Annotated in this window: 17 protein-coding genes; 3 read left to right on the top strand and 14 right to left on the bottom strand. The window is 58.7% G+C overall.

Annotated elements, in window-relative coordinates:
* Nucleotides 1–764 precede the first annotated feature (764 nt).
* Nucleotides 765–3,050 carry a helicase C-terminal domain-containing protein gene (locus ACFO3S_RS08825; protein WP_378094489.1) on the bottom strand — a complete coding sequence of 762 codons (2,286 nt, stop codon included), beginning with the start codon at nt 3,048–3,050 and terminating at the stop codon, nt 765–767.
* A gap of 140 nt (nt 3,051–3,190) precedes the next feature.
* On the opposite strand from ACFO3S_RS08825, the gene ACFO3S_RS08820 reads away from it, so the two are divergent.
* Nucleotides 3,191–3,343, top strand: a complete 153-nt coding sequence (locus tag ACFO3S_RS08820; RefSeq protein WP_378094487.1) for a hypothetical protein — start codon at nt 3,191–3,193, stop codon at nt 3,341–3,343.
* A gap of 93 nt (nt 3,344–3,436) precedes the next feature.
* Here the strand turns inward: ACFO3S_RS08820 and ACFO3S_RS08815 are convergent, their stop codons facing one another.
* The 11 genes from ACFO3S_RS08815 to ACFO3S_RS08765 form a co-directional block, all read right to left on the bottom strand.
* Nucleotides 3,437–4,297: an aldo/keto reductase gene (locus ACFO3S_RS08815; protein ID WP_378094485.1), complete on the bottom strand. Its 861-nt coding sequence runs from the start codon at nt 4,295–4,297 to the stop codon at nt 3,437–3,439.
* A gap of 23 nt (nt 4,298–4,320) precedes the next feature.
* The gene (locus ACFO3S_RS08810) at nt 4,321–5,220 is read right to left on the bottom strand and encodes a dihydrodipicolinate synthase family protein (RefSeq protein ID WP_378094483.1); all 900 of its coding nucleotides are present in this window, start codon (nt 5,218–5,220) and stop codon (nt 4,321–4,323) included.
* The gene (locus tag ACFO3S_RS08805; RefSeq protein WP_378094481.1) at nt 5,217–6,092 is read right to left on the bottom strand and encodes a dihydrodipicolinate synthase family protein; all 876 of its coding nucleotides are present in this window, start codon (nt 6,090–6,092) and stop codon (nt 5,217–5,219) included. The genes ACFO3S_RS08810 and ACFO3S_RS08805 overlap by 4 nt, the downstream gene beginning before the upstream one ends.
* A gap of 27 nt (nt 6,093–6,119) precedes the next feature.
* Nucleotides 6,120–7,421, bottom strand: coding sequence for an ABC transporter substrate-binding protein (locus ACFO3S_RS08800; protein ID WP_378094479.1), 1,302 nt, complete (start codon nt 7,419–7,421; stop codon nt 6,120–6,122).
* 122 nt (nt 7,422–7,543) lie between these two features.
* Nucleotides 7,544–9,172, bottom strand: a complete 1,629-nt coding sequence (locus ACFO3S_RS08795) for a response regulator (RefSeq protein WP_378094476.1) — start codon at nt 9,170–9,172, stop codon at nt 7,544–7,546.
* Complete coding sequence (locus ACFO3S_RS08790) at nt 9,150–10,853, bottom strand: sensor histidine kinase (protein WP_378094474.1); 1,704 nt, start codon at nt 10,851–10,853, stop codon at nt 9,150–9,152. The genes ACFO3S_RS08795 and ACFO3S_RS08790 overlap by 23 nt, the downstream gene beginning before the upstream one ends.
* A 125-nt stretch (nt 10,854–10,978) precedes the next feature.
* Entirely contained in the window at nt 10,979–11,824 is an 846-nt protein-coding gene (locus tag ACFO3S_RS08785) for a carbohydrate ABC transporter permease (protein WP_378094472.1), read from the bottom strand.
* Complete coding sequence (locus ACFO3S_RS08780; RefSeq protein WP_378094470.1) at nt 11,821–12,795, bottom strand: carbohydrate ABC transporter permease; 975 nt, start codon at nt 12,793–12,795, stop codon at nt 11,821–11,823. The genes ACFO3S_RS08785 and ACFO3S_RS08780 overlap by 4 nt, the downstream gene beginning before the upstream one ends.
* A 327-nt stretch (nt 12,796–13,122) precedes the next feature.
* A complete protein-coding gene (locus tag ACFO3S_RS08775) occupies nt 13,123–14,430 on the bottom strand; it encodes a 6-phospho-beta-glucosidase (RefSeq protein WP_378094468.1) in 1,308 nt (435 codons plus the stop codon).
* Nucleotides 14,431–14,486: 56 nt separating this feature from the next.
* Nucleotides 14,487–15,461 (bottom strand): N-acetylglucosamine kinase, encoded by a 975-nt coding sequence (locus ACFO3S_RS08770; protein ID WP_378094466.1) that lies wholly within the window; start codon nt 15,459–15,461, stop codon nt 14,487–14,489.
* 86 nt (nt 15,462–15,547) lie between these two features.
* Nucleotides 15,548–16,543: a LacI family DNA-binding transcriptional regulator gene (locus tag ACFO3S_RS08765; RefSeq protein WP_378094464.1), complete on the bottom strand. Its 996-nt coding sequence runs from the start codon at nt 16,541–16,543 to the stop codon at nt 15,548–15,550.
* A gap of 297 nt (nt 16,544–16,840) precedes the next feature.
* Between ACFO3S_RS08765 and ACFO3S_RS08760 the strand changes: the two genes are divergently transcribed.
* Nucleotides 16,841–17,641, top strand: coding sequence for an HAD-IIA family hydrolase (locus ACFO3S_RS08760; protein ID WP_378094462.1), 801 nt, complete (start codon nt 16,841–16,843; stop codon nt 17,639–17,641).
* A 3-nt stretch (nt 17,642–17,644) separates the two neighbouring features.
* A complete protein-coding gene (locus tag ACFO3S_RS08755) occupies nt 17,645–18,748 on the top strand; it encodes a sn-glycerol-1-phosphate dehydrogenase (protein WP_378094460.1) in 1,104 nt (367 codons plus the stop codon).
* 64 nt (nt 18,749–18,812) lie between these two features.
* Here ACFO3S_RS08755 and htpX read toward each other — a convergent pair whose 3' ends face one another.
* Together htpX and ACFO3S_RS08745 are read right to left on the bottom strand one after the other, a co-directional pair.
* Nucleotides 18,813–19,691: a protease HtpX gene (htpX, locus tag ACFO3S_RS08750; protein ID WP_378094458.1), complete on the bottom strand. Its 879-nt coding sequence runs from the start codon at nt 19,689–19,691 to the stop codon at nt 18,813–18,815.
* A gap of 162 nt (nt 19,692–19,853) precedes the next feature.
* The gene (locus ACFO3S_RS08745; protein ID WP_378094456.1) at nt 19,854–20,327 is read right to left on the bottom strand and encodes a hypothetical protein; all 474 of its coding nucleotides are present in this window, start codon (nt 20,325–20,327) and stop codon (nt 19,854–19,856) included.
* Between the last annotated feature and the right edge of the window lie 64 nt (nt 20,328–20,391).

Below are 20,391 nucleotides of genomic sequence, written 5' to 3'. Positions count from 1 at the left end.
CAAAAAAGTGCCTTCGCGCCTCCCAGGCCCCGGACCAAGGCCAAAAAAGTGCCTTCGCGCCTCCCAGGCCCCGGACCAAGGCCAAAAAAGTGCCTTGGCGCTTCCCTAGCCGCGGAGCCAAGGCCAAAAAAGTGCCTTCGCGCTTCCCAGGCCGCGGAGCCAAGGCCAAAAAAGTGCCTTCGCGCCTCCCAGGCCCCGAACCAAGGCCAAAAAAGTGCCTTGGCGCTTCCCAGGCCGCGGAGCCAAGGCCATAAAAGTGCCTTCGCGCTTCTTCCCAAGCCCCGGACCAAGGCCATAAAAGTGCCTTCGCGCCTCCCAGGCCGCGGAGCTAAGGCCAAAAAAGTGCCTTGGCGCTTCCCTAGCCGCGGAGCTAAGGCCAAAAAAGTGCCTTGGCGCTTCCCTAGCCGCGGAGCCAAGGCCAAAAAAGTGCCTTCGCGCTTCTTCCCAAGCCCCGGACCAAGGCCAAAAAAGTGCCTTGGCACTTCCCTAGCCGGGGACCAAGGCCAAAAAAGCGCCTGCGCGCCTCCCAGGCCCCGAACCAAGGCCAAAAAAGTGCCTTGGCGCTTATTCGATCTAGCGCTCTGGTGGATCGCTATTGGCCCCACAATGGTGCACATCGGCCCCGCTAACGGTTTAAAAGACCGTTACCGCTTCGCGCTTGGCGATCAACCCTATTTAACGGCGTACCAGAACGTTAAAATCCGCCGCCCCCTAGCACGCCCATTTCCGGTCCGCCAGACCGTACCCCCATTCATACGGCGCGATCACCCCCGCCATTCCTTCGGGAGCAGGCGGGCGTACTTCGGCTGCAAGTAGCGGTCGTCGACGAGCATCAGCCGGCCGCGGTCGCGCTCGGTGCGAATAAGCCGGCCTCCGGCCTGCAGCACTTTGTTGATGCCGGGGTACACGTAAGCGTAGTCGAAGCCGCTTACCCCCCGCTCGTCGAAGTGGCCGCGGATCAGATTGCGCTCCAGCCCGAGCTGCGGCATGCCTACTCCGACGACGGCGACCCCGTTTAACCTGTCCCCGGTCAAGTCGATCCCCTCCGAGAAGATGCCTCCCATTACGGCAAAACCGATTAATGTCCCTTCGTTCGCCGCGTCGAACCGGCCCAAAAACCGCTCCCGCTCCTCCTCCGCCATATCGGGTGTCTGAAGCAGCGTTTGCCAGCCCTCTCCCGAAGACCGGGCCGCAAACTCCTCGTAAACGCCGTTCATATATTCGTACGAGGGGAAAAACGCGAGATAGTTGCCCCGCCGACGTCCCGCAAAATCCAGCAGCGCCGCCGCCAGCCGCTCCCTCGTCCGCTCCCGGTCCGCATACCTCGTCGAGAGGGGAACGATCTCTACTTCCCACTGCTCCTTCGCGAACGGAGATCCGAGCGTCACCGAGTAGTCCTCCTCTCCGGCCCCGAGCATATCCATGTAGTAGCCCAGCGGGGACAGCGTCGCGGAGAAAAAGACGTGCGCCAGAAACCCTCTGCCCGTCTGGGCGAGCAGATGCGACGGATCCAGGCAGAACATGTTGAGCCGGACCTCGTTCCGCTCGAACTCCGCGTACGAGACGTAACGTTCGTTGTACAGCTTTCCCGTCCGTATCCAACTCGCCGCGGCGAAGTACGCGTTCAGCAGCCGCTCGCTTCCAGCCCCCGGTCCGCCGCCGGCCAGCTCTCGCTCCGCCCGCACCGCGAACTCTTCGACCAGCTCCAGAAGCCCTTCCGGAACCTGCTTCGAGACAAGCGTTTCGCCGCCGGTCTGCTTTCTCAACGAAACAAACCATTTGTTAACGGCTTTCGCCGCCGCGTGAAGCGAGGGGCTGACCCCCTTGAACTCCCGTTCCAGCTCCAGAAACTCCCGTTTCTCCAGCGCCGCCGAGTAAATCTCCCGCGCGCGGTCGACCAGATTGTGCGCCTCGTCCACGAGCAGAACGGACCGTTTTTTCTGCTCTCCCGTCAGCCTCTTCAAAGAAACGCGCGGATCGAAAATATAGTTGTAGTCGCAGATGACCGCATCCGCTCCGTACGCTGCATCAAGCGACATTTCAAACGGACATACGACGTGCTTGCGCGCATATTGCTCGATCGTCTCCCGGCGGATCAGCGTTTCGCCGCCGAGCAGGTCGAGGATCGCCTCGTTGATTCGGTCGTAATAACCGTTCGCGTAAGGACAACGCTCGGGGCGGCAGTCCACTTCGTCCTGGAAGCAAATCTTCTCCTTCGCCGTAATCGTCACGGAGCGCATCCCGAGCCCCCTCTCCGCCATGAGCGCCAGCGTATCCTCCGCAGCCGTTCGAGTAATCGTCCTGGCGGTGAGATAGAACAACTGCTCCAGCTTGCCTGCTCCGATCGCCTTGATCGCGGGGAACAACGTCGAGACCGTCTTCCCGATGCCGGTCGGAGCCCGGGCGAACAGCTTCCGTCCTTCGCCGATCGTTTTGTAGACGGCCCCGGCCAGCTTCCTCTGTCCTTCGCGGTAAGCTGCGAACGGGAATTCCAGTCCTGCTATGCTCTCGTCCCTGAGCCGCCTATTATCGGCCAGCATGCGCGCGTACGGGGCATACGCCTCCAGCACGTCCCTAACGTATGCCTCCAACTCGGCCTTCGTCGTTTCCCGTTCGAACCTCCGGATTTCTTCCGTGTTCGTCTGGACATAGGTCAATCGGACGCGCACCCGATCGGCGCCATTTTCCGCCGCATACATATACGCGTAAAAATGCGCCTGCGCCCAATGAACCTCCGGCGTCTCGCTTTCCGTCATCGAGGCGAAGTCTCTGGCCGTCGATTTGATCTCTTCGATCGTCGCCTCTCCGTTTTCGCCGATCAGCAAGCCGTCGCATCGTCCGTCCACCGCGAACAAGAGATCCCCGCAAGCGATCTCCGCGCTCAAGTACACCTCCTTGCGATCGCGCTCCCCGTACTTCGCCTGCAGCTTCTGATGCGCCCTCGTTCCCTCGGCCATCGCGCTTGCCGCCCGGAAGCCGGAATCGAGACTGCCGCTTCGAAACACATGCTCCACAAGCCCCCTGACGGTCAGGGATATCGTATCGGTCATGCTGCGCTCCCCCACTACAGAACATTTGTTCTATTGTACCACAGATGGGAGACTATACGCGTTGATCTTGGACTCATTTGGGGATTACCCGCCGATTCACAGGTTGACACGTCATTTTCTCGTCCTGCTGCTGCCGATTGATGCACAGCATCAAGGCGGCCGAAGGCCTCAGGAAAACCAATTACTCGAAGCTGGACGACGACGCGGGGGCGGCCAACGCCTTCGGCATTCGCAAAGGAATCGACAAGCGACGGCTGGAGAAGGAGGAAGAGGACGGCTCCGACACGGATTAAAGCCGCGCTTCGCCCGGACGCAGGCGCATCTCGATGTTCAAAAAAGGAAAAAGCGGCAGGCAAGCTTCCGGCTTGCGCTGCCGCCCCCCCCTGCTAGAAATCAAAGTTGTCCGGGTCGGGTCCGATTCTGTAATTTTGATTCAGGTTATCGATCGCCGTCATATCCTCGTCGGTCAACTCGAAGTCGAAGATGTCCGCATTCTCGCGTATGCGCGCTTCCTTGACCGATTTGGGAATCGTAACGATGCCGCTTTGCACGTCCCACCGCAAAATTATCTGAGACGGCGTCTTCCCGTACTTGGCCGCCAGCCGCAAGAGGGTTTGATCGTCCAGCAGCTGACCCTTCATGAGCGGGCTCCAAGCCTCCACCCGTATGCCGTGCTCGCTGCAGAACTGCCTCAGCTCCCGCTGCGACAGCCGGGGATGCAGCTCCACCTGATTCACGGCGGGCACGACTGCGCTCCCCTCCATCAAATGCCGCAAGTGATGAATTTGAAAGTTGCTGACGCCGATGGCGCGAATCCGCCCCTCCTCGTACAGCTTCTCCATCGCCCGCCAGCTCTCCCGATATTTCCCCGCTACCGGCCAATGGATCAAATAGAGATCGATATAATCCATCCGCAGCTTGCGGCAGCTGGCCTCGAACGCCCGCATTGCGCTATCGTAGCCTTGATCCGGATTCGCCAGCTTGGTCGTTATGAACAGCTCCTCCCGGGCGACGCCGCTTAGCCGAACGGCCTCCCCGACCCCTTGCTCATTGTCGTACGCAGCCGCCGTATCGATGCTTCGGTAACCGGCCTTGATCGCGGTCAGAACCGCTTTCTTGACCTCCTCCCCTTCATTCGCCTGAAATACCCCAAGCCCAAACCAGGGCATCCGTACGCCATTGTTCAGCACGACGGCGTCGCTTAGTCCCCGAATCTCCGCCGCGCGACCGCCCTTCTCCCAGTTCATCGCCGTACCCTCCTTTATTCCGGTCAAGCCTTCAGCTCTTCGAGCAAAGCGTCGATCCGCCGTTCCTCTTCCGGCAGAAGAGGTTCAACGGGCACGGACGCTTTGGAGCCGCCCAGATTCATTTTCTGCATCGTATATTTCATCCCGGTCAGCCAGGAGCTGCCGATGCCGCATATTCTCTTGATGTCGTTGATTCTCTGCTGCAGCGCTTTCGTGCGAGCGACGTCCCCTCGCCGGCCGGCCTCGTAGATTTCCACGAAAACTTCAGGAAACAAATTCGCCAGCCCCGCAATGCTTCCGTGCGTTCCGAACAAGAGACTCGTTCCGCACAGCTCCTCGCCGCCGCAAAATATCCGCAAAGCCGTTCCCTCAAGCAAGGTCAGCGTCTTGAAATGCTGGTCCCAGCTGCCGCAAGTATCCTTGTATCCGATCACGCGATCGATCTTGGCCAGCTCCAGCACCGTTTCCGGCAGGATGTTCACCTGGGTCAGGGCGGGAATGTTATACACCATAATCCGGGCGGCCGTCTGCCGGCTGATCGTCTCGAAATGCCGGACCACTTCGGCTTGGCACGAAGTATTCATGTAGAAGTGCGGCGTGACCACCACATACTCCGCCCCGTGCTGCTCCACCTTCTTAATGCCCTCGATTACGCGCGGGGTGGAGACGTCGATCACGCCGCAATAGACGGGGACCTTGCCTCCGGCTTCCTGCAGGCATAGCGCATTCGCCCGCTCCCACACCGCTCTGCTTACATTGGTGCCTTCCCCGGCGGACCCCATCGGGAACAAGCCGTGGACCCCGCCGTCCAGACAATGGCGGATCAGCTTCACGAAGCTGGCTTCGTCCAAGCTTTCATCCTCGTTCAGCGGGGTGAATAAAGGCGGAACGATTCCTCTTAAATCCCGATCGGCGAATGTCATGGCTGCAGCTCCTTCTCCAGTATCGTCCGAAGCTTCTCGTACTCCGTATCCGACAGCGTGCCGAGCGGTTCCCGGCAGCGTCTGGAGCCGTATCCGGCCATTTCCGCTCCGGCCTTCATTCTGCGAATATCTCCGGCAAACCATTGCGCGTATTGATGCAGCTCCTTCTGGCACTTCAGCGCCGCGGCGATATCGCCGGCGTTCACCGCCCGCCGCAGCGCGACGAACACCTCCGGCACGACATTGATCATTCCGGATATAATGCCGTCCGCGCCATGGGACAGCGCGTAAAGCGCCGTCGTATCCGAGCCGGTGAAGAACGACGTATTCGGCATCGTCGAATACGTCAGAGTGCGCAGCATATCGTCCTGGCTGTTCTTCAGTCCGACGATGTTGTCATGCTCCCGGATCAGGCGCTGCACAAGCTCCGGCTTCAGATCGTTGCCCGTATGCGGCATATTGTACAGATAGAGCGGCGTATCCTCGGCCCGCTTCGCTATAGCTCCGAAAAAGTCTGCCAACGACTCGTCGTCATGCTTCCAGAACCAGGGAGATACGGCGACCAGAGCGTCTGCGCCGAACGAGCGCGCATGATCCGCAAGCCTTAAACTATCGCGAAGATTCGCGGCCGTTACATGTACCAGGAAGGGAGCCCTGCCCGCCGTCGCCTTCATGAGCCTCTCCGTTATGCGCTCCCGTTCCTCCACGTCCAGCGCGATGAACTCTCCCGCCGATCCGCCGACGAAGATCGCATCCACCCCGGCGCGAATCAGCGCCTCCAGGTGGGCTTCCATAGCCTCCAGGTCGACCTCGCCCTGCGCGTTGAATTGGGTGAAGATCGGAACGACGATTCCACTCAGCTGTCTATTCATTTTCGCTGACCTCTTTTCCTAATCCGCTTACTTAATGTCCGCATCCCAATGCTTCACGATGTCCTGGTAAGCCTGTTCGGGAGTAATCCGATCGAAGACAACCTCTGCGCCCACCTTGTTGAAATCGACAATAAAATTGCCGAACCCTTTAGGCCCGACCGCGAACGGGTTGGCGTCAGTCTTGGTCGCATCGATAAGTCCTTGCTGGGCTTTGGCCGCATCGTCCAGCTTCGGCTGCAAATAATCCATAATCTGAGACGAGACGGGAATGCCTCGGGTAACGCCGAGAATGTCCGCAGCTTCCTTGTCGTTGATAAAGAAATCGATAAACTTCTTGGCCTGCTCGATATGCTCCGACTCTGCGCTGATCGCCCAATACATAGCCGGTTTAATATATCCTCCGGCTTGCTCGCTCCGAGGCGCCTTCACCAGGCCGAACACGCCGGGCTGCACACTGTCCCATGCCGGGTAATCCGAAGCGTAGCTCTGCTTGATCAATACCGTTCCGTTCAGCAGCAGATCGAGCTGCGGATCGTACTTTTTCTCCGATACGGAAATCTCGGCCGGAGGCACGACGCCCTCCTCCCTCAGCTGGGCGAACAGGGCGCACCACTCCAACCAGGTTTGCTCGTCGAAGTTAAGCTTGCCGTCCGGAGTAGAGAGCGGGCCTTTGCCCTTGCTGAGCTGGAACATTTCGTACACTTCGCCGTCGACGGTGAAATCGCGCAGCGCGTATTTCCCTTTCTCCAGCTTCGGTTGAATATCGCGAGCCAACTGGAACAGCTCGTCCCATGTCCAATTGTCGCCCGGTCCGCTGATGCCCATCTTCTCGATCGCCGTCTTGTTGTAGACGATGCCAAACGGGTTGCTGCCGATCGGAATCGCGAACAGCTTGTCCTGGTATTTGCCGGCGCTGAGCAGATTGGGATCCACATCGCTCACGTTGACTCCCTCGGACAGATCGGCCAACTGGTTGCGGCCGGCATACTCGTTGAAATATTGGGCGTCCATCTGGATAATATCCGGCGCGTTCCTGGCCGCAGACTGGGTCGCAAGCTTGTCCCAATAGCTGTCGAAGCCGGAGAAGTCCGGCTCGAACGTAATGCCCGGATGGTTCTTGGAATACAAATCGAGCACCTGCTTCGTCGCGTCGTGCCTCGCCTGCGAGCCCCACCATACGATGCGAAGCTTGGCCGCTTCGGCGGATTCCGCTCCCCCGGCCGAAGGCGAAGAGGCGGACGGAGCTTCCTTATTCGTACCGCAGGCGGCCAATACGAACAGCAAACAAATGGCAACCGACATGGACACGCTTCTCGATAATTTTTTCAACTTCTTGTCCCCCTTGTGAAAAGTATGGGCTTGCAGACTTAACTATAAAGCGTTTACACGCCGGCCTAAATACGAAGGATACACAAAAACTTTCGAGAATTAATAAACAATGCGGCGCTAAATTATTTCAACAGATCCGTCGGATTGAGGCCTGTATGCTTTTTGAACAGCGTGCTGAAATAAGGCACGTTTTTGAAGCCTACCTTCTCCGCAATTTCATAGATCAGCAGCTTTCCTTCCAGAATCATCGCCCTGGCCTTGGCGATCCGGACCTTGGTCAAATAATGGTTAAAGGAATCGCCGGTCGCTTTTTTAAAAATCTGGCCGAGATAGTATCTGGAAATATACAATTCGTTGGACAACGACTGGATCGTAATATTCTCGGCGTAATGCTCATGGATATACCGGATCATAAAATCGACGGCCTGCTTATGCTTCAGATTCTCGTCCCCCTGCTGGCTCTTGCAGATCTGCTCCGCCTTCTGCGCCAGCCAGTCCATTAACTGGTCCGACGTCGTCACCGAAATAAGCTGCTGCTTCAGATCCAGCTCCGGGAACAGCTCGTCGAGGAAGATCCCGACGTCATGCAGAGAATAAGCGAGAATCGCCCATATCTCCGTGCCCAGCATCATGACGTCCGACGGCGTGAGAGCGATGTCGCCGAGCTTGGCCCGATAAGCGTGAATGGCGGTCCGCACCTGCTCCAGCTGCGAACGCTGCAGCCCTTCGCAGATTTGCTGGCAAAACTTGATATGCCCGATCGATTTCCGCGCGCCTGCCGCAGCCGTCGGACGGCTCGCAACGGCCGGATATTCCACCATTCGACTGTCGTTGGACGGCAGCGAATAATCCGCAGCGATCGCGAAGAACGCCTCTTCCGCCGAGTCGGCAATCTCCTGCCAGTCCTGCCTTAAAGAGCCTGCGCCTATTCGAACGCTATACTCGGGAAAATCCGCCGCGCTGCGTATCATTCGCTCTCCCGTCTCGCGGACGGCCCTCATCGCCTCTTCCGCGGAAACCTCCCGGTCGAAATGAACGATAACGGCTTTGTGATGACTGTGCAGCTCGACAAATTCGCAATCGAGCCGACTTTCGAACCATGCGGCGTTCAAAGCCTGAACGAGCTGAACCGCTTCCGCTTCGCTGTCGCCGGCAGCCGTCAGCGGCCTGCGGTCGGACCGGAACAGCTGCAGCCCCAGCACGATATGCATCTGCTTCTCCCACTTCGCGCGCAGCGCGTCCGCTTCCTTTAACAGAGCCAGCTCGGGGGTCGTCGTCCCCGTCAGCACGGACTTAATCCACTCCTTCATGACGAAGGGCTCGTACAAGACGAGCTGATCCTCGAGCCGCTTCTTCTCCGCCATCCTGAGCCGGTCCTCTTCCAGCCGCGAGATCACTTTGCCGAGAACGCCTCTAATCGTCTGCAGGGTGACGGGCTTGGACAAATAATCGTCCACGTTAAGCCGCAGCGCCTGCCTCGCATGCTGGAAGTCCGAGTATCCGCTTAGAATTACGATTTTCCCTTCGTATCGCTCGGAGCGAAGCCGTTCGATCATTTCAATCCCGTTCATCACCGGCATATAAATATCCGTCAGCACGATATGCGGCTGCGCTCTGCGGATCAATTCCAGACCCTGCTCGCCGTCCGTGCTTTCTCCGACCCACTCCGCTCCCAGTTCTCTCCACGGGATCGAGTTCTTCATGCCTTGTAGAACCCGCGGATCGTCGTCAATAATGACTACCTTCCACATCTTGACCTCCTTCTGAAACCGGCTTCTCCTTGATGACGGGAACCCTGATCGAGATCATGGTTCCCGTATTCGGATTGCTGCGGATTCCGATGTCATAGGCAGGGCCATAATAGGCGATCAGCCGTTCCCTTACGTTGCGTATGCCGTATCCTCCCGTATTTCTCGCCTTCTGTTGCTGCCAATTGTCGGGAATGCCCACTCCGTTGTCGCTAATTTCAAAGTGCACATCTCCTTGAGACAACGCCGCAGAGATGACGATCAGTCCCGTCTCCCGTCCGTGAAATCCGTGAATAATCGCATTCTCGACGAACGGCTGAAGCGTCAGCTTCGGCAGATATAGGGCTTTAATAGCAGCCTCCGGCACATCGATCGCATAGCCGAGCTTCTCCCCCCAGCGAATCTGCTGAATTTGCAAATAACATTCCAGATGCGTGAGCTCCCTTTCGACCGTGATCATGCTTTCTCCGTTGGACAGACCGATCCGGAACATTCGTCCCATCAGCTCCAGCACCCGGCTCATCTTCTCCTCTCCTGCCTCGATCGCCATCCAGTTCAGCTGATCTAACGTGTTATACAGGAAATGGGGATTAATCATCGCCTGCAGAGCCTGGATTTCCGCTTCCTTCTGCTTTCGGTATTGCTGCTCAAGAGAAGCGTACAGCTCCGTTGTCCGGTCCACCAGAACGGAATAGCCCTTGAACAGGGCGCCGAACTCGTTATGATAATCTTCGACAATCGGCTTGTCCTTGTGCCCGAGGGAGAAGCTGTTCATGCTCTTCAGCAGGAGAATGATCGGCTTGGTAAACTGCTTGGACAGAATCAGCGTCATGATCAGCGCTATGACGATTGCGGCAATTCCGATGGAAAACATGACGGCAGCCGTTCTGACGCTGCCCTTGGTCATTTCCGACCAAGGCGTGACTTCCATCAGAATCCACTCGGAGCTGAACAGCTTGGACCAGACGACAAGGGAATCGTGATAGCGAAGAGTGCCTTTGTCATTTAGATTCGCGTTGTCGTGACGAATCAGGTCTTGAGCGGTTTCCCGGTATTGCTCGGCGGAAATATCGCCCGTGGAGGCGACGGCCCGCAGCCCCAGATCGAGCAGCACCCGGTTGGCGTCGGGCTCCTCCCCCTGGATCAGCTTGATGATGTCGGAAGCCTTGATGTCCAGCACGACCAACGCTTTATATTCGTAGCCGGGCGTATAGATTTTCCTGGCGAAGCTGATGACGGGCAAATCGCCTTTGTTCGTAGAGATGAGATGCTGGCCGATCCACGAAAAATCGGAGTTGTCCACCGTCTCGGACCACGGCTCCTCATGAAGCTCCTGAAGCTTCACAAACTTGACCGGTCCCTGGTAATCCGACACGGGCGGGTCTTCGATATAGACGCGGATCGATTGAATGATGGGCATGCTGAAGGCGATATTCGACAAGTCGAAGGTAATCCGCGAAGCGATCGCGAACCGGGTATACGAATCCGCTCCTTCGGCTTCGCTCAAGTATTCCTGCAGATTGCTGTTGCGCGATATCGCCAAGGAGATATTCTCGATCTCCGTCATCTGAATATTCAGCTGCTTGTCGAGCTGGATCAGATTGTTCTGTTGATAAAAAGAAGTGCTTTTCACGATTTCCCGTACGGAAAATTGGTAACTGACGCCGATGACGACGATCAGCACGACCGTAATCAGTCCGGCGAAGCTGCCGAAAAATACGTGGCCGATCTGAAAGTTCTTGAACGGATGGAGAAATCGGATAGGCCATTCCCTCCCACCAAGCGGGTCGCTCGTTGTATTGGAGCATTTTAGCCTTTAAGACCGCTTGTTGCAACACCTTCTACAATATGACGCTGCGCGAGGAAAAAAATAAGCACGGAAGGCAGGACGGATACGAGAGACATCGCGAACAGCTGTCCCCACGGCGCGGTCGAGCTCGTATCGATCATCATTCTGAGCGCCAGTCCGACGGTATACTTATCTACGGCGTTGATGTAGATCAGGTGGCCGAGGAAATCGTCCCAGTTCCACAGGAAGCAGTAGATCGCCACCGTAACCAGAGGCGGCTTCAACAGCGGCATAATGATGCGAAAATAAATTCCGAACCAGGAGCAGCCGTCCATCTTGGCCGCTTCGTCCAGCTCCGAAGGAATCCCGCGGATGAATTGGACGAGCAGGAAGATGAAGAAGGAGCCGCCTATTCCGCCCGCCAGACTGTGCGGCACGATAAACGGAAGATACGTATTGACCCAGCCGAACGAGTTGAACATCGCGTATTGGGGAACCAGAGTAATCTGATTGGGCAGCATCACCGTCAACAGCACGATCGAGAACCAGAACGAGCGAAGCGGAAAGTCCAGCCTGGAGAATCCGAAAGCGACCAGACTGCAGGAAATCAATGTCGTGAACAGCACTCCCGCAATGAGCAGAAAGGTGTTGGAGTAAAAATGCGTGAACGTGTAGCCCGGAACCGCGCTCCAGCCTTCGATGAAGTTCAGGATCGTAGCCTTGGCCGGGATCAGATTCGGAGAGCTCATCTCCTCATTCCGCTTAAACGCAGCGCTGATCCACCATAACACCGGATACATCATCACCAGGCTAAGCGCAAGGAATAGCCCGTGGCGCCGCAAGCTTGCGCTTTTCTTTCCGTTCATTTAGATTTCCCCCCATCGGTTGCATAGAATACCCAGTACCTCGACGAAAAGAAGATCAACGCCGTTACGGCGCCAATGATGAGCAGCAGAATCCAGGCGAGAGCGGACGCATAGCCCATCTCCAATCTCCCGAACGCCTTCTCATACAGATAAAGCGCGTACATGTAAGTGGAATTGATCGGTCCGCCCTTCGTGATGACGAACGCTTGCGTAAACATTTGAAACGCCGAAATCGTCTGCAGCACTAGATTAAAGAGAATAACCGGCGAGAGCAGCGGAATGGTGATCGAGACAAATTGCCTAACCTTGGAGGCGCCGTCTACGGAAGCCGCTTCATACAGCTCTCCCGAAATCTGCTTCAACCCGGCCAGGAAAATGACCATGGACGCGCCGAACTGCCACATCGCCAGCAGAATCAAGGTTCCAAGCGCCGTATCCGGGCTTCCGATCCAGCTTTTGCCCTCGATCCCGACGTACGAGAGGAGCCTGTTGACGAATCCGTCGGCCCCCAGCATATTGCTCCACAGAATCGCGATCGCTACGCTGGTTCCGACGAGAGACGGGAAGTAGATCAGAGTACGGTAAATATGCATGCCCCTCAGCTTCCGGTTCAACATGACGGCGACCAGCAAAGCGGTTAGCAGCTTCAACGGGACGGAGAGGAATACGAACCAGAGCGTCACTCCCAGCGATTGATAGAACAGCCGGTCTTCGTTGATGATCTTGTCGAAGTTGTGGAGTCCGATCCATTGCGGAGGCTCCAGCAAAGAATATTCCGTAAAAGAAAAATACGCGGACTGAATCATCGGCCAGAAGGTAAACAGAAAAAAGCCCAGCAGCCACGGCGAAATAAACAAATACCCCGCCACCGGACTCTCCCATCTTCCTCCGAACCATTTTTTCTTGCTGCGAACACGGACGGGCCCATGATTCGCCGCCGATCTGTAAGCGCTGTTAATTCGCTCGCCCATGGCGGTTTCACTCCTTGCTGAATTGGTCGATGTACCTCAAGAATACCGGGATAAATCGCTTTCATAAATAAGAGCAATCCCTAAACTCTTTCACTTTTTAATAAACTTGAAGCGCACGCCGGAGCCAAGCATATACGGCTTACACCGTCCTTGGGACCGGCGGGATAACGTTTATGTCGGAGGGGATTCAGATAAGGATAACGAATTTTATACTTTTTGAATCACAAAAAAAGACGCATGCCGCTCCCCTCCGCGACAACGGCGGAAAGGAGCGGCATGCGCCTCCGGAGGCTCTCCCGCGATCCCCTTCGCGAGAGCCTTGATCGATTACCGGAAAAACTGCGGCAAATACGGTTTGTTCTTCTCGAGCATTTCATTCAGCAGCGTCTTCGCGACTTGAACGGACGGAACGAGGGGGTGCGCGGCCATCGCCTGAAGCGCAACCTCCCGGTCGCCCGTGATCGCGGCCTGAATCGTTAATCTCTCGTACGATTTGACGGCGTGAATCAGCCCTTTGGCCTGCTCCGGCACCTTGGCGACAGGGAGCGGAATCGGGCCTTGGCCGGTCACGACGCAGTTGACCTCGATGGCGGCGTCCTCCGGCAGGAAGTCGAGCGTCCTGCCGTTCGCGACGTTCAGCGTCTGGATGTCCCGCCTGTCGTTGTGCAGCGAGACCATCAGATTGACCGCCGCCTCGGAGTAGTACGCTCCGCCGCGCTGTTCAAGCTGCTTCGGCTTTTCCTGAAGGTTCGGATCCTTGTACAGCTCGAACAGCTCGTCTTCGACCCGCTTCACGACTTCCGCTCGCGTCCCCTTCTCCTTGAGCGATTCGAGCTGTTCCTTCAGCATGGCGTCGGTCAAATAATAATATTTTAAATAGTACGAGGGGAAACCGCCCAAGCCGCGCAGAAAGTCGGGATCCCACTCCGTTGCGGGGACGTTCTGGCCGGAATATTGTTCGCGGTTGTCCAGCAGCTCCGCCAGCTTGTCTTCGCCGTTCACTTCGATTCGCGTCACCCAGTGCAGATGATTCAGGCCGACGAATTCGGTGTACAGCCGATCCGGGGTCGTCTCGTACTTGCTGCTCAGCCACTTGTGCAAGCCGATCGGCGCATTGCACAGCCCGATGCTCTTCACCCTGGAATGGCGCGAGATCGCCTCGGTGACCATACCGGCCGGATTCGTAAAATTCAGCAGCCAAGCGTCCGGCGCCAGCTCCTCGATGTCCCTGCAGATGTCGAGCAGCACCGGGATCGTGCGGAGCGCCTTCATCATCCCGCCGGGACCGGTCGTCTCCTGCCCGATCACGCCGTGCTTATTCGGGAGATGCTCGTCCCACTTCCGCGCTTCCAGCAAGCCCACTCGCATCTGCGTCGAGACGAAGTCCGCCCCTTCGATCGCTTGGCGGCGGTCGAGCGTCAGATGAACGCTCATCGGCAGACCGGATTTGGCCACCATCCTCTTCGCCAGCTCGCCGACGATCTCCAGCTTATGCCGGCCTTCCTCGATATCGACCAGCCACAGCTCGCGGACGGGCAGCTGCTCGTAGCGGCGGATGAAGCCTTCCACAATCTCCGGCGTATACGACGAGCCCCCGCCGATCACCGCAATCTTTAATCCTTGTTGTTCCGCCATGCGTTCCCTCTCCTCGCGCGAATTTTTAATGATCCAGAGGCTGTCTCGGCATCCGCTTAGGCAAGGCTGAAGTCCGATACCGAACGCAGCCGCTCGTAGATGGCCGGAGGCAGCTTGATGCCGGTCGCTTCCACGGCCAGCCATACGGCGCCGACGACCGGCTCGACCTCGAGCGTCACGACGCGAGCGCCCGGCGCGGCTTCCTTCACAGCCTCCCGAATCGCGTCGCGGACGAACTCCCCTTCGCCCCGGGTCACGATGCTGCCCGCCAGAACGACGTCGAATGCCAGACTTTCCATCGCGAGCCGCCGAATGACGGCCCGGGCCGACTTGCCGAGCTCGGCGCCCTGCCTGGCCAGCACTTCCCGCGCCACCTCGTCCCCTTCCTGCGCCGCCGTGAACAGCAGCTTGGCCAGACGGAGCGGGGGCGTCCTGCCGTGGTCGAGATAATCGTCGAACATTTCCTGCACATCGCTGTAGCCCAGATCGTCAAGCACCAGGCGCGTGAGCAGCGTCGGCCGCTCGCGGCCGTCCCAGGCGCGGATGACGGAGCGGAACGCCTCGACGCACAGCGAGCCGCCGCCCCCGAAGTCGCCGAGCAAATACGTAAAGCCTCCGCACTGGTAAAACTGCCCCTCCGGGCTGACGCCCGCGCCGTTGACTCCCGTCCCGCAGATCAGCACGACCCCGTAAGGCCGATCGGTGCCGGCCCGCAGCGCGATCATCGTGTCGCAGCTGATCTCGTGCCGCGGAAAGCCCAGCTCCGCAATCATCGGGCGCAAAATCCGGTAATCGGCCTCCCTGTCCGCCCCGGCCAGGCCGAAGTACGCGAACTCGATCTGCTCCCGGGTCAGCCCCGCCTGCTGCAGCGCCGCCTCGACCGCCTCTCGTATGTTGAGCTTCGCCGCCTCGCGGTCGATCTGATGGTTGCCGTTGCCGCTGCGTCCCTTGCCCGCAACGTTGCCCTGCCCGTCGACGATCAGCGCATACGTCTTGCTGCCGCCGCCGTCGACTCCCAAATAATAGTTCACTGCCCTTCCTCCCCGCTTCGTATGCCTGTTTGAAACCCGTGAGCAGAGAAAGCTCACCTCCGAAAGACGTTGGCCCTGCTCCCGGCCTAGGTCGGTTTACGGGCCGTCGACTCCCGTACGATGAGCGTCGGTCCGATTCTCACCGTTTTTTTGCGCTTCGCCGGATCGGCCATCGTCTCCAGCAGCAGCTCCACGGCGGCCGCTCCGATCTTGTCCGCCGGCTGCCGGACGGTCGTCAGCAGCGGACGGAACTCGGAGGCAAGCTTCTGATCGTCGAATCCGACGATGGACAGCCGCTCCGGAATTCGAATGCCGCGATTCAAGCAGGCGTCGACGACCCCCAGCGCGATGTAGTCGTCCGCCGCGAACAGAGCCGACGGAAGGGTGTCCGAATCGATCCAGCGCGTCGCGATCTCGTACCCCGACGACAGCTCGAACGTCCCCCGCTCCACGCGGTACGGCTGAAGCCCGGCTTCCCCCAGCGCGGCCAGAAAGCCCCGCTCCCTCTCCCGGCTGCTGAGGAACGGATCGGGACCCGAGATATGGGCGATCTCGGTATGCCCGAGCTCGATCAGATGCTTCGCCGCTTCGTACCCTCCCTTAAAGTTGTCCACGATGACCGAGGAGGCGGAGGGGTGATTTTTCGAATTATCGATCAGGACGTGCGGAATTTTGTTGTTCTTCAGTTCCAGCAGGTAATCGTCCTCCTCCGTGGGTGACAGCAGAATGACCCCGTCCACCCGATCCTCCTGAAACAAGGAGCGGCGAAAGGCGTCCCCGGAGCTCCGCGAGATCGACAGCGCCAGCAGATAGCCCTGCTCCCTCAACCGCTCGTTCGTCTCCTTCACAACTCCGTCGAAGAACGAATCGCCCAGGTTGGACAGAGAGAGGCCGACGATCCCCGTCTTGCCGCGAGCCAGACTGCGGGCCGAAGCGTTAGGCTGGTAATTGAGCTCCTCCATCGCTTTCAGCACTTTTTCCTTGTTCTTCTGCCGCACGGTGCTCGACTGATTCAGCACCCTCGATACGGTAACCACCGATAACCCCGATCTCTTGGCGACATCGAAAATGTTGACTTTCATCCTTCCGACTCTCCTGTGCGATAAAAAATATAAACGCGAGCCTTCTCCTAAGTTATTGCGCTTTAACTTTTGGCGCAGTCGGCAGCACAAAGAAACGATTCAATAGCTGTCGATTGTCGTCCATTCTCGTTTGTCATAAAATTAAAGCGATTAAACTTTTGACCTTATTATAGCGCAGCGGAAAGACGGCGGCAAGCGAAGATCGCCAGCAGCTCGTCCTTCGTTTATTGTCGTTTGTCTTCATTTGGCTTACAATCGATAGCGAACAAGGAACGAACCGCTGGGAGGAGCTTCACCATGACATTGCACGCTATCGACGGCTTGATCATCGACCTGGACGGAACGATCTACCTCGGATCCGAAGCGATAGAAGGAGCCAGGGAAGCGATGGCGCTCGTGCGGGCTTCAGGCAAAAGGGTCGTGTTTCTGAGCAACCGCGGCAACTACTCCCGGAGAATGTGCCGGGAGAAGCTTCAGGCGATGGGCATTCCGGCGGCGGCCGAGGAGATCGTGCTCACCTCCACCGTGACCGCCTCCTATTTGTTGGAGCACGCACCCGGCAGCAAGGCGTGGCTGTTCGGGGACGAAGGGCTGCACGAGGAGATGAGAAGCCATGGCGTTAAGCTGGCCACGAAGCCGGAGGAAGCCGACTGGCTCGTCATCACGCTCCACGAGACACTGACCTACGCGGAGCTGAATGCCGCCTTCCGGGCGGCGCGCAGCGGCGCCAAGCTGATCGTGACCAACGAGGACAAGACGTTCCCGGGAGACGGAGGCGAGTGCATCGACGTGGGAGCCACGATCGCGGCGATCGTCCATACGACGGGAGCGCAGGTGTCCGTTGTCGTCGGCAAGCCTTCGGCGTATATGTCCGATGCGGCGCTTCGCGCGCTGCAGCTGCCGCCCGAACGCTGTCTGGTCATCGGGGACAGCCTCCATTCGGACGTCGCTTTGGGCAAGCGCGCGGGCATCCGCACGGCGCTTGTGCTGACCGGATCGACCTCCCGCGAACGGGCGGAGGCCGCCGAGGAACGTCCGGACCTGATCTGGAATTCGATCCTGGATATTCGCGAACTGCTGCAGCTTAAGGAGGAATAAGCGATGATATGGAACGGACCGGTACGCATCGAAGCCGGCGCGCTTCGGGAGGTAGCCCCGTACTTGCGGGAGCAGGGCTACCGCCGGGTCGCGCTCGCGGTCGACGAGCGTACGTACGAGGTCGCGGGAGCCCGGCTCGAACAGGAGATTGGCGAGACGGGCATTCGGACGACAACCGTCAAAATCGAGCCTGACCGGCAAGGAGACGTCATTGCGGACGAGGCGTCCCTCGTTCAGCTCCTTCTGGCGCTTCGTCAGAACACGGAGGAGGCGGTCGTTGCCGTCGGTTCGGGAACGCTGCACGACATCGCCCGCTTCTCGGCTTACGCCGTAGGCATCCCCTTCGTATCGGTGCCGACCGCCCCTTCCGTCGACGGATTTAACTCCGTCGGAGCGCCGGTCATTCTGCGCGGCGAGAAGAAGACGATCGGCGCGATCGGCCCTTCGGCCCTCTTCGCCGACTTGGACATTCTGACGAAGGCGCCCGCAGAGCTGATCGCCGCAGGCTTCGGCGACATGCTGGGCAAATCCACCTCCTTGTTCGACTGGAAATACGGCAGTCTGGCCGGAGGAGAGCCCTTCTCCGAAGAGGTGTACGAGCGAACGGAGCGCGCCCTTCGGCTATGCGTCGCCCACAGCGAAGAGATCGGACGCAGAACGCCGCTCGGCGTGGAGACGCTGATGCGGGCGCTCGTCGAATCCGGCTTCGCCATGCTGCAGTTCGGCCAATCCCACCCGGCCTCGGGAGCCGAGCATCACCTCTCCCACTACTGGGAGATGGAGCTGCTGCGGCGGGGACGCAAGCAGGTGCTGCACGGCGCGAAGGTCGGCATCGCCTGCGCGATCGTCTCGGATCTGTATCGCAGACTGGCGGAGGAGAAGCCGGCCCTGTTCCCCGAGCAGCATCGCCAGGCTCTGACGGCAGCGATCGCTCGCATACCCGGCGGCGAGGAAATTCGCAAGCTGCTGGCGCTGGCGGGGGGACCGACGCTTCCCGAGCAGCTCGGCCTCGACCGGGAGCTGACGGAGCGAAGCCTGCGCGAAGCTCACCGGGTTCGCCCCAACCGCCGCACTCTGCTCAGCGCGTACAACGAACGGACCGAGTAACGCAGAAGGCCGTCCCCCCAAGCCGATAGGCTTGAACGGGACGGCCTCTTTTTCTTTTCGGCTGTCAGCCGGCTTGCAGTCGACGAATTCTCTCGTCCAGATCCGGGTGCGTGGAGAACAGTCCGCTTCTTTTCTTACCGCTGATCTGGAGCGTCGAGACGGCCGTTTGCTGGCTGTCTCTCATGCGATCCTGGTAGGCTTTAAGCCCGCGCAGCGCGTGGATCATTTTGTCGCGGCCTGCCAGATGGGCGCCGCCCGCGTCGGCGTGGAACTCGCGGTACCGGGAGTAGGCCAGCACGACCAGGCTTCCCAGAATGGAGAAGGCGATCTGGAAGACGATGACGGCGATAAAATGAACGATCGGCGCGATCTCTTCCTTGACGAATCGGGATACCGCCCAGGCAGCGATGCGGGACAGGAAGACGACGAACGTGTTCACGACGCCCTGCAGCAGCGTCATCGTGACCATGTCTCCGTTGGCGACGTGCGCGACCTCATGGGCGATGATCGCTTCCACCGCGTCCTCGTCCAGCTCGTTCAGCAGCCCGGTCGATACGGCGACGAGCGAACGCTTCTTCGAAGGACCGGTCGCGAATGCGTTCACTTCATGGGATTCGTAGATGCCGACCTCCGGCATATGCGTCAAGCCTGCCGCTCTGGACAGCCGGTGCACCATGTCGACGATCTGCTGCTCGCCCGAAGACAACGGATCTTCAGGCTTCAGCACGCGAACTCCCATCATCATTTTGGCCATCCAGCGGGACATCGCCAGCGAGATGAACGCGCCCGTAAAGCCGACGATGGCGCTGAATACGAGCAGCGCGCTAAAATCGATGCCGCCCGACTCGTTCAAATACGAGCCGACTCCGAAGACGGACAAAATGATGCCGATCGTCACCATGACGAGCAGGTTGGTCAAAATAAACAATAGAATGCGCTTCATAAGCTCCTCCTCTGTTCCTGATCAGAACGTAAAAATCTCGTTACTCATTATGTACGGATGGAAATGCGCTGCGTTTCATAAACTCGGAGCCTGCTGCGCGCCCCCCGGCGCGAAGAGGCGCGCCTCGCGCGCTTGTTCGTCTTCGGCGGACCTGAAGGCGGCTTAAGCTCTGACAAAGCCTTCTTCCGCCAAATATTCGGCCGCTTCTTCGTAAGATTCGAACGCCATCTCCAGATTCAAGCCGGCAAACAGATACCACATGTCGTCCTCGAACTGCAGCGTCAGCTCGCTCCCGTCCGCATTCCGCCAGCGCTCCTCGGCCGCTTGCCCTTCCGCGCGCCCCGCTCCGGCTGCCGCAGCCCCGCCGAGCGACCGAATCGACCGCTGGACGAGCTCCCGAAGCTCCCGCTCGCCGTAATCGCGAACGTTGACGAAGCCTTTGCCGTCGGTTTCCACTCCTTCCAGCCCTGCGGCGTAGACGTATCCGTTGCCGTTCGGATGAAAGTGATACCCGACGTTCTTCTTGTCGCTGGCGCTTCCGGAGTAATGGAAGTTGACTCTGCCCAGAGACACGTCCCTGCGCTCCAGCTCCGGGAAGGTTTCCATAATCTCGATCTTCTTTTCAAAACTCAGCATTCTCGCACCTCCTGCTTCCCCGTAATGGGACCGCTCGTCCGGCATCAGACGCCCCTCCCGCCTT

This window comes from Cohnella hongkongensis (genome assembly GCF_042654645.1).
In the GTDB taxonomy this organism is placed as follows: Bacteria; Bacillota; Bacilli; order Paenibacillales; family Paenibacillaceae; genus Cohnella; species Cohnella hongkongensis.
This window is presented reverse-complemented; position numbering and strand designations above follow the sequence as displayed.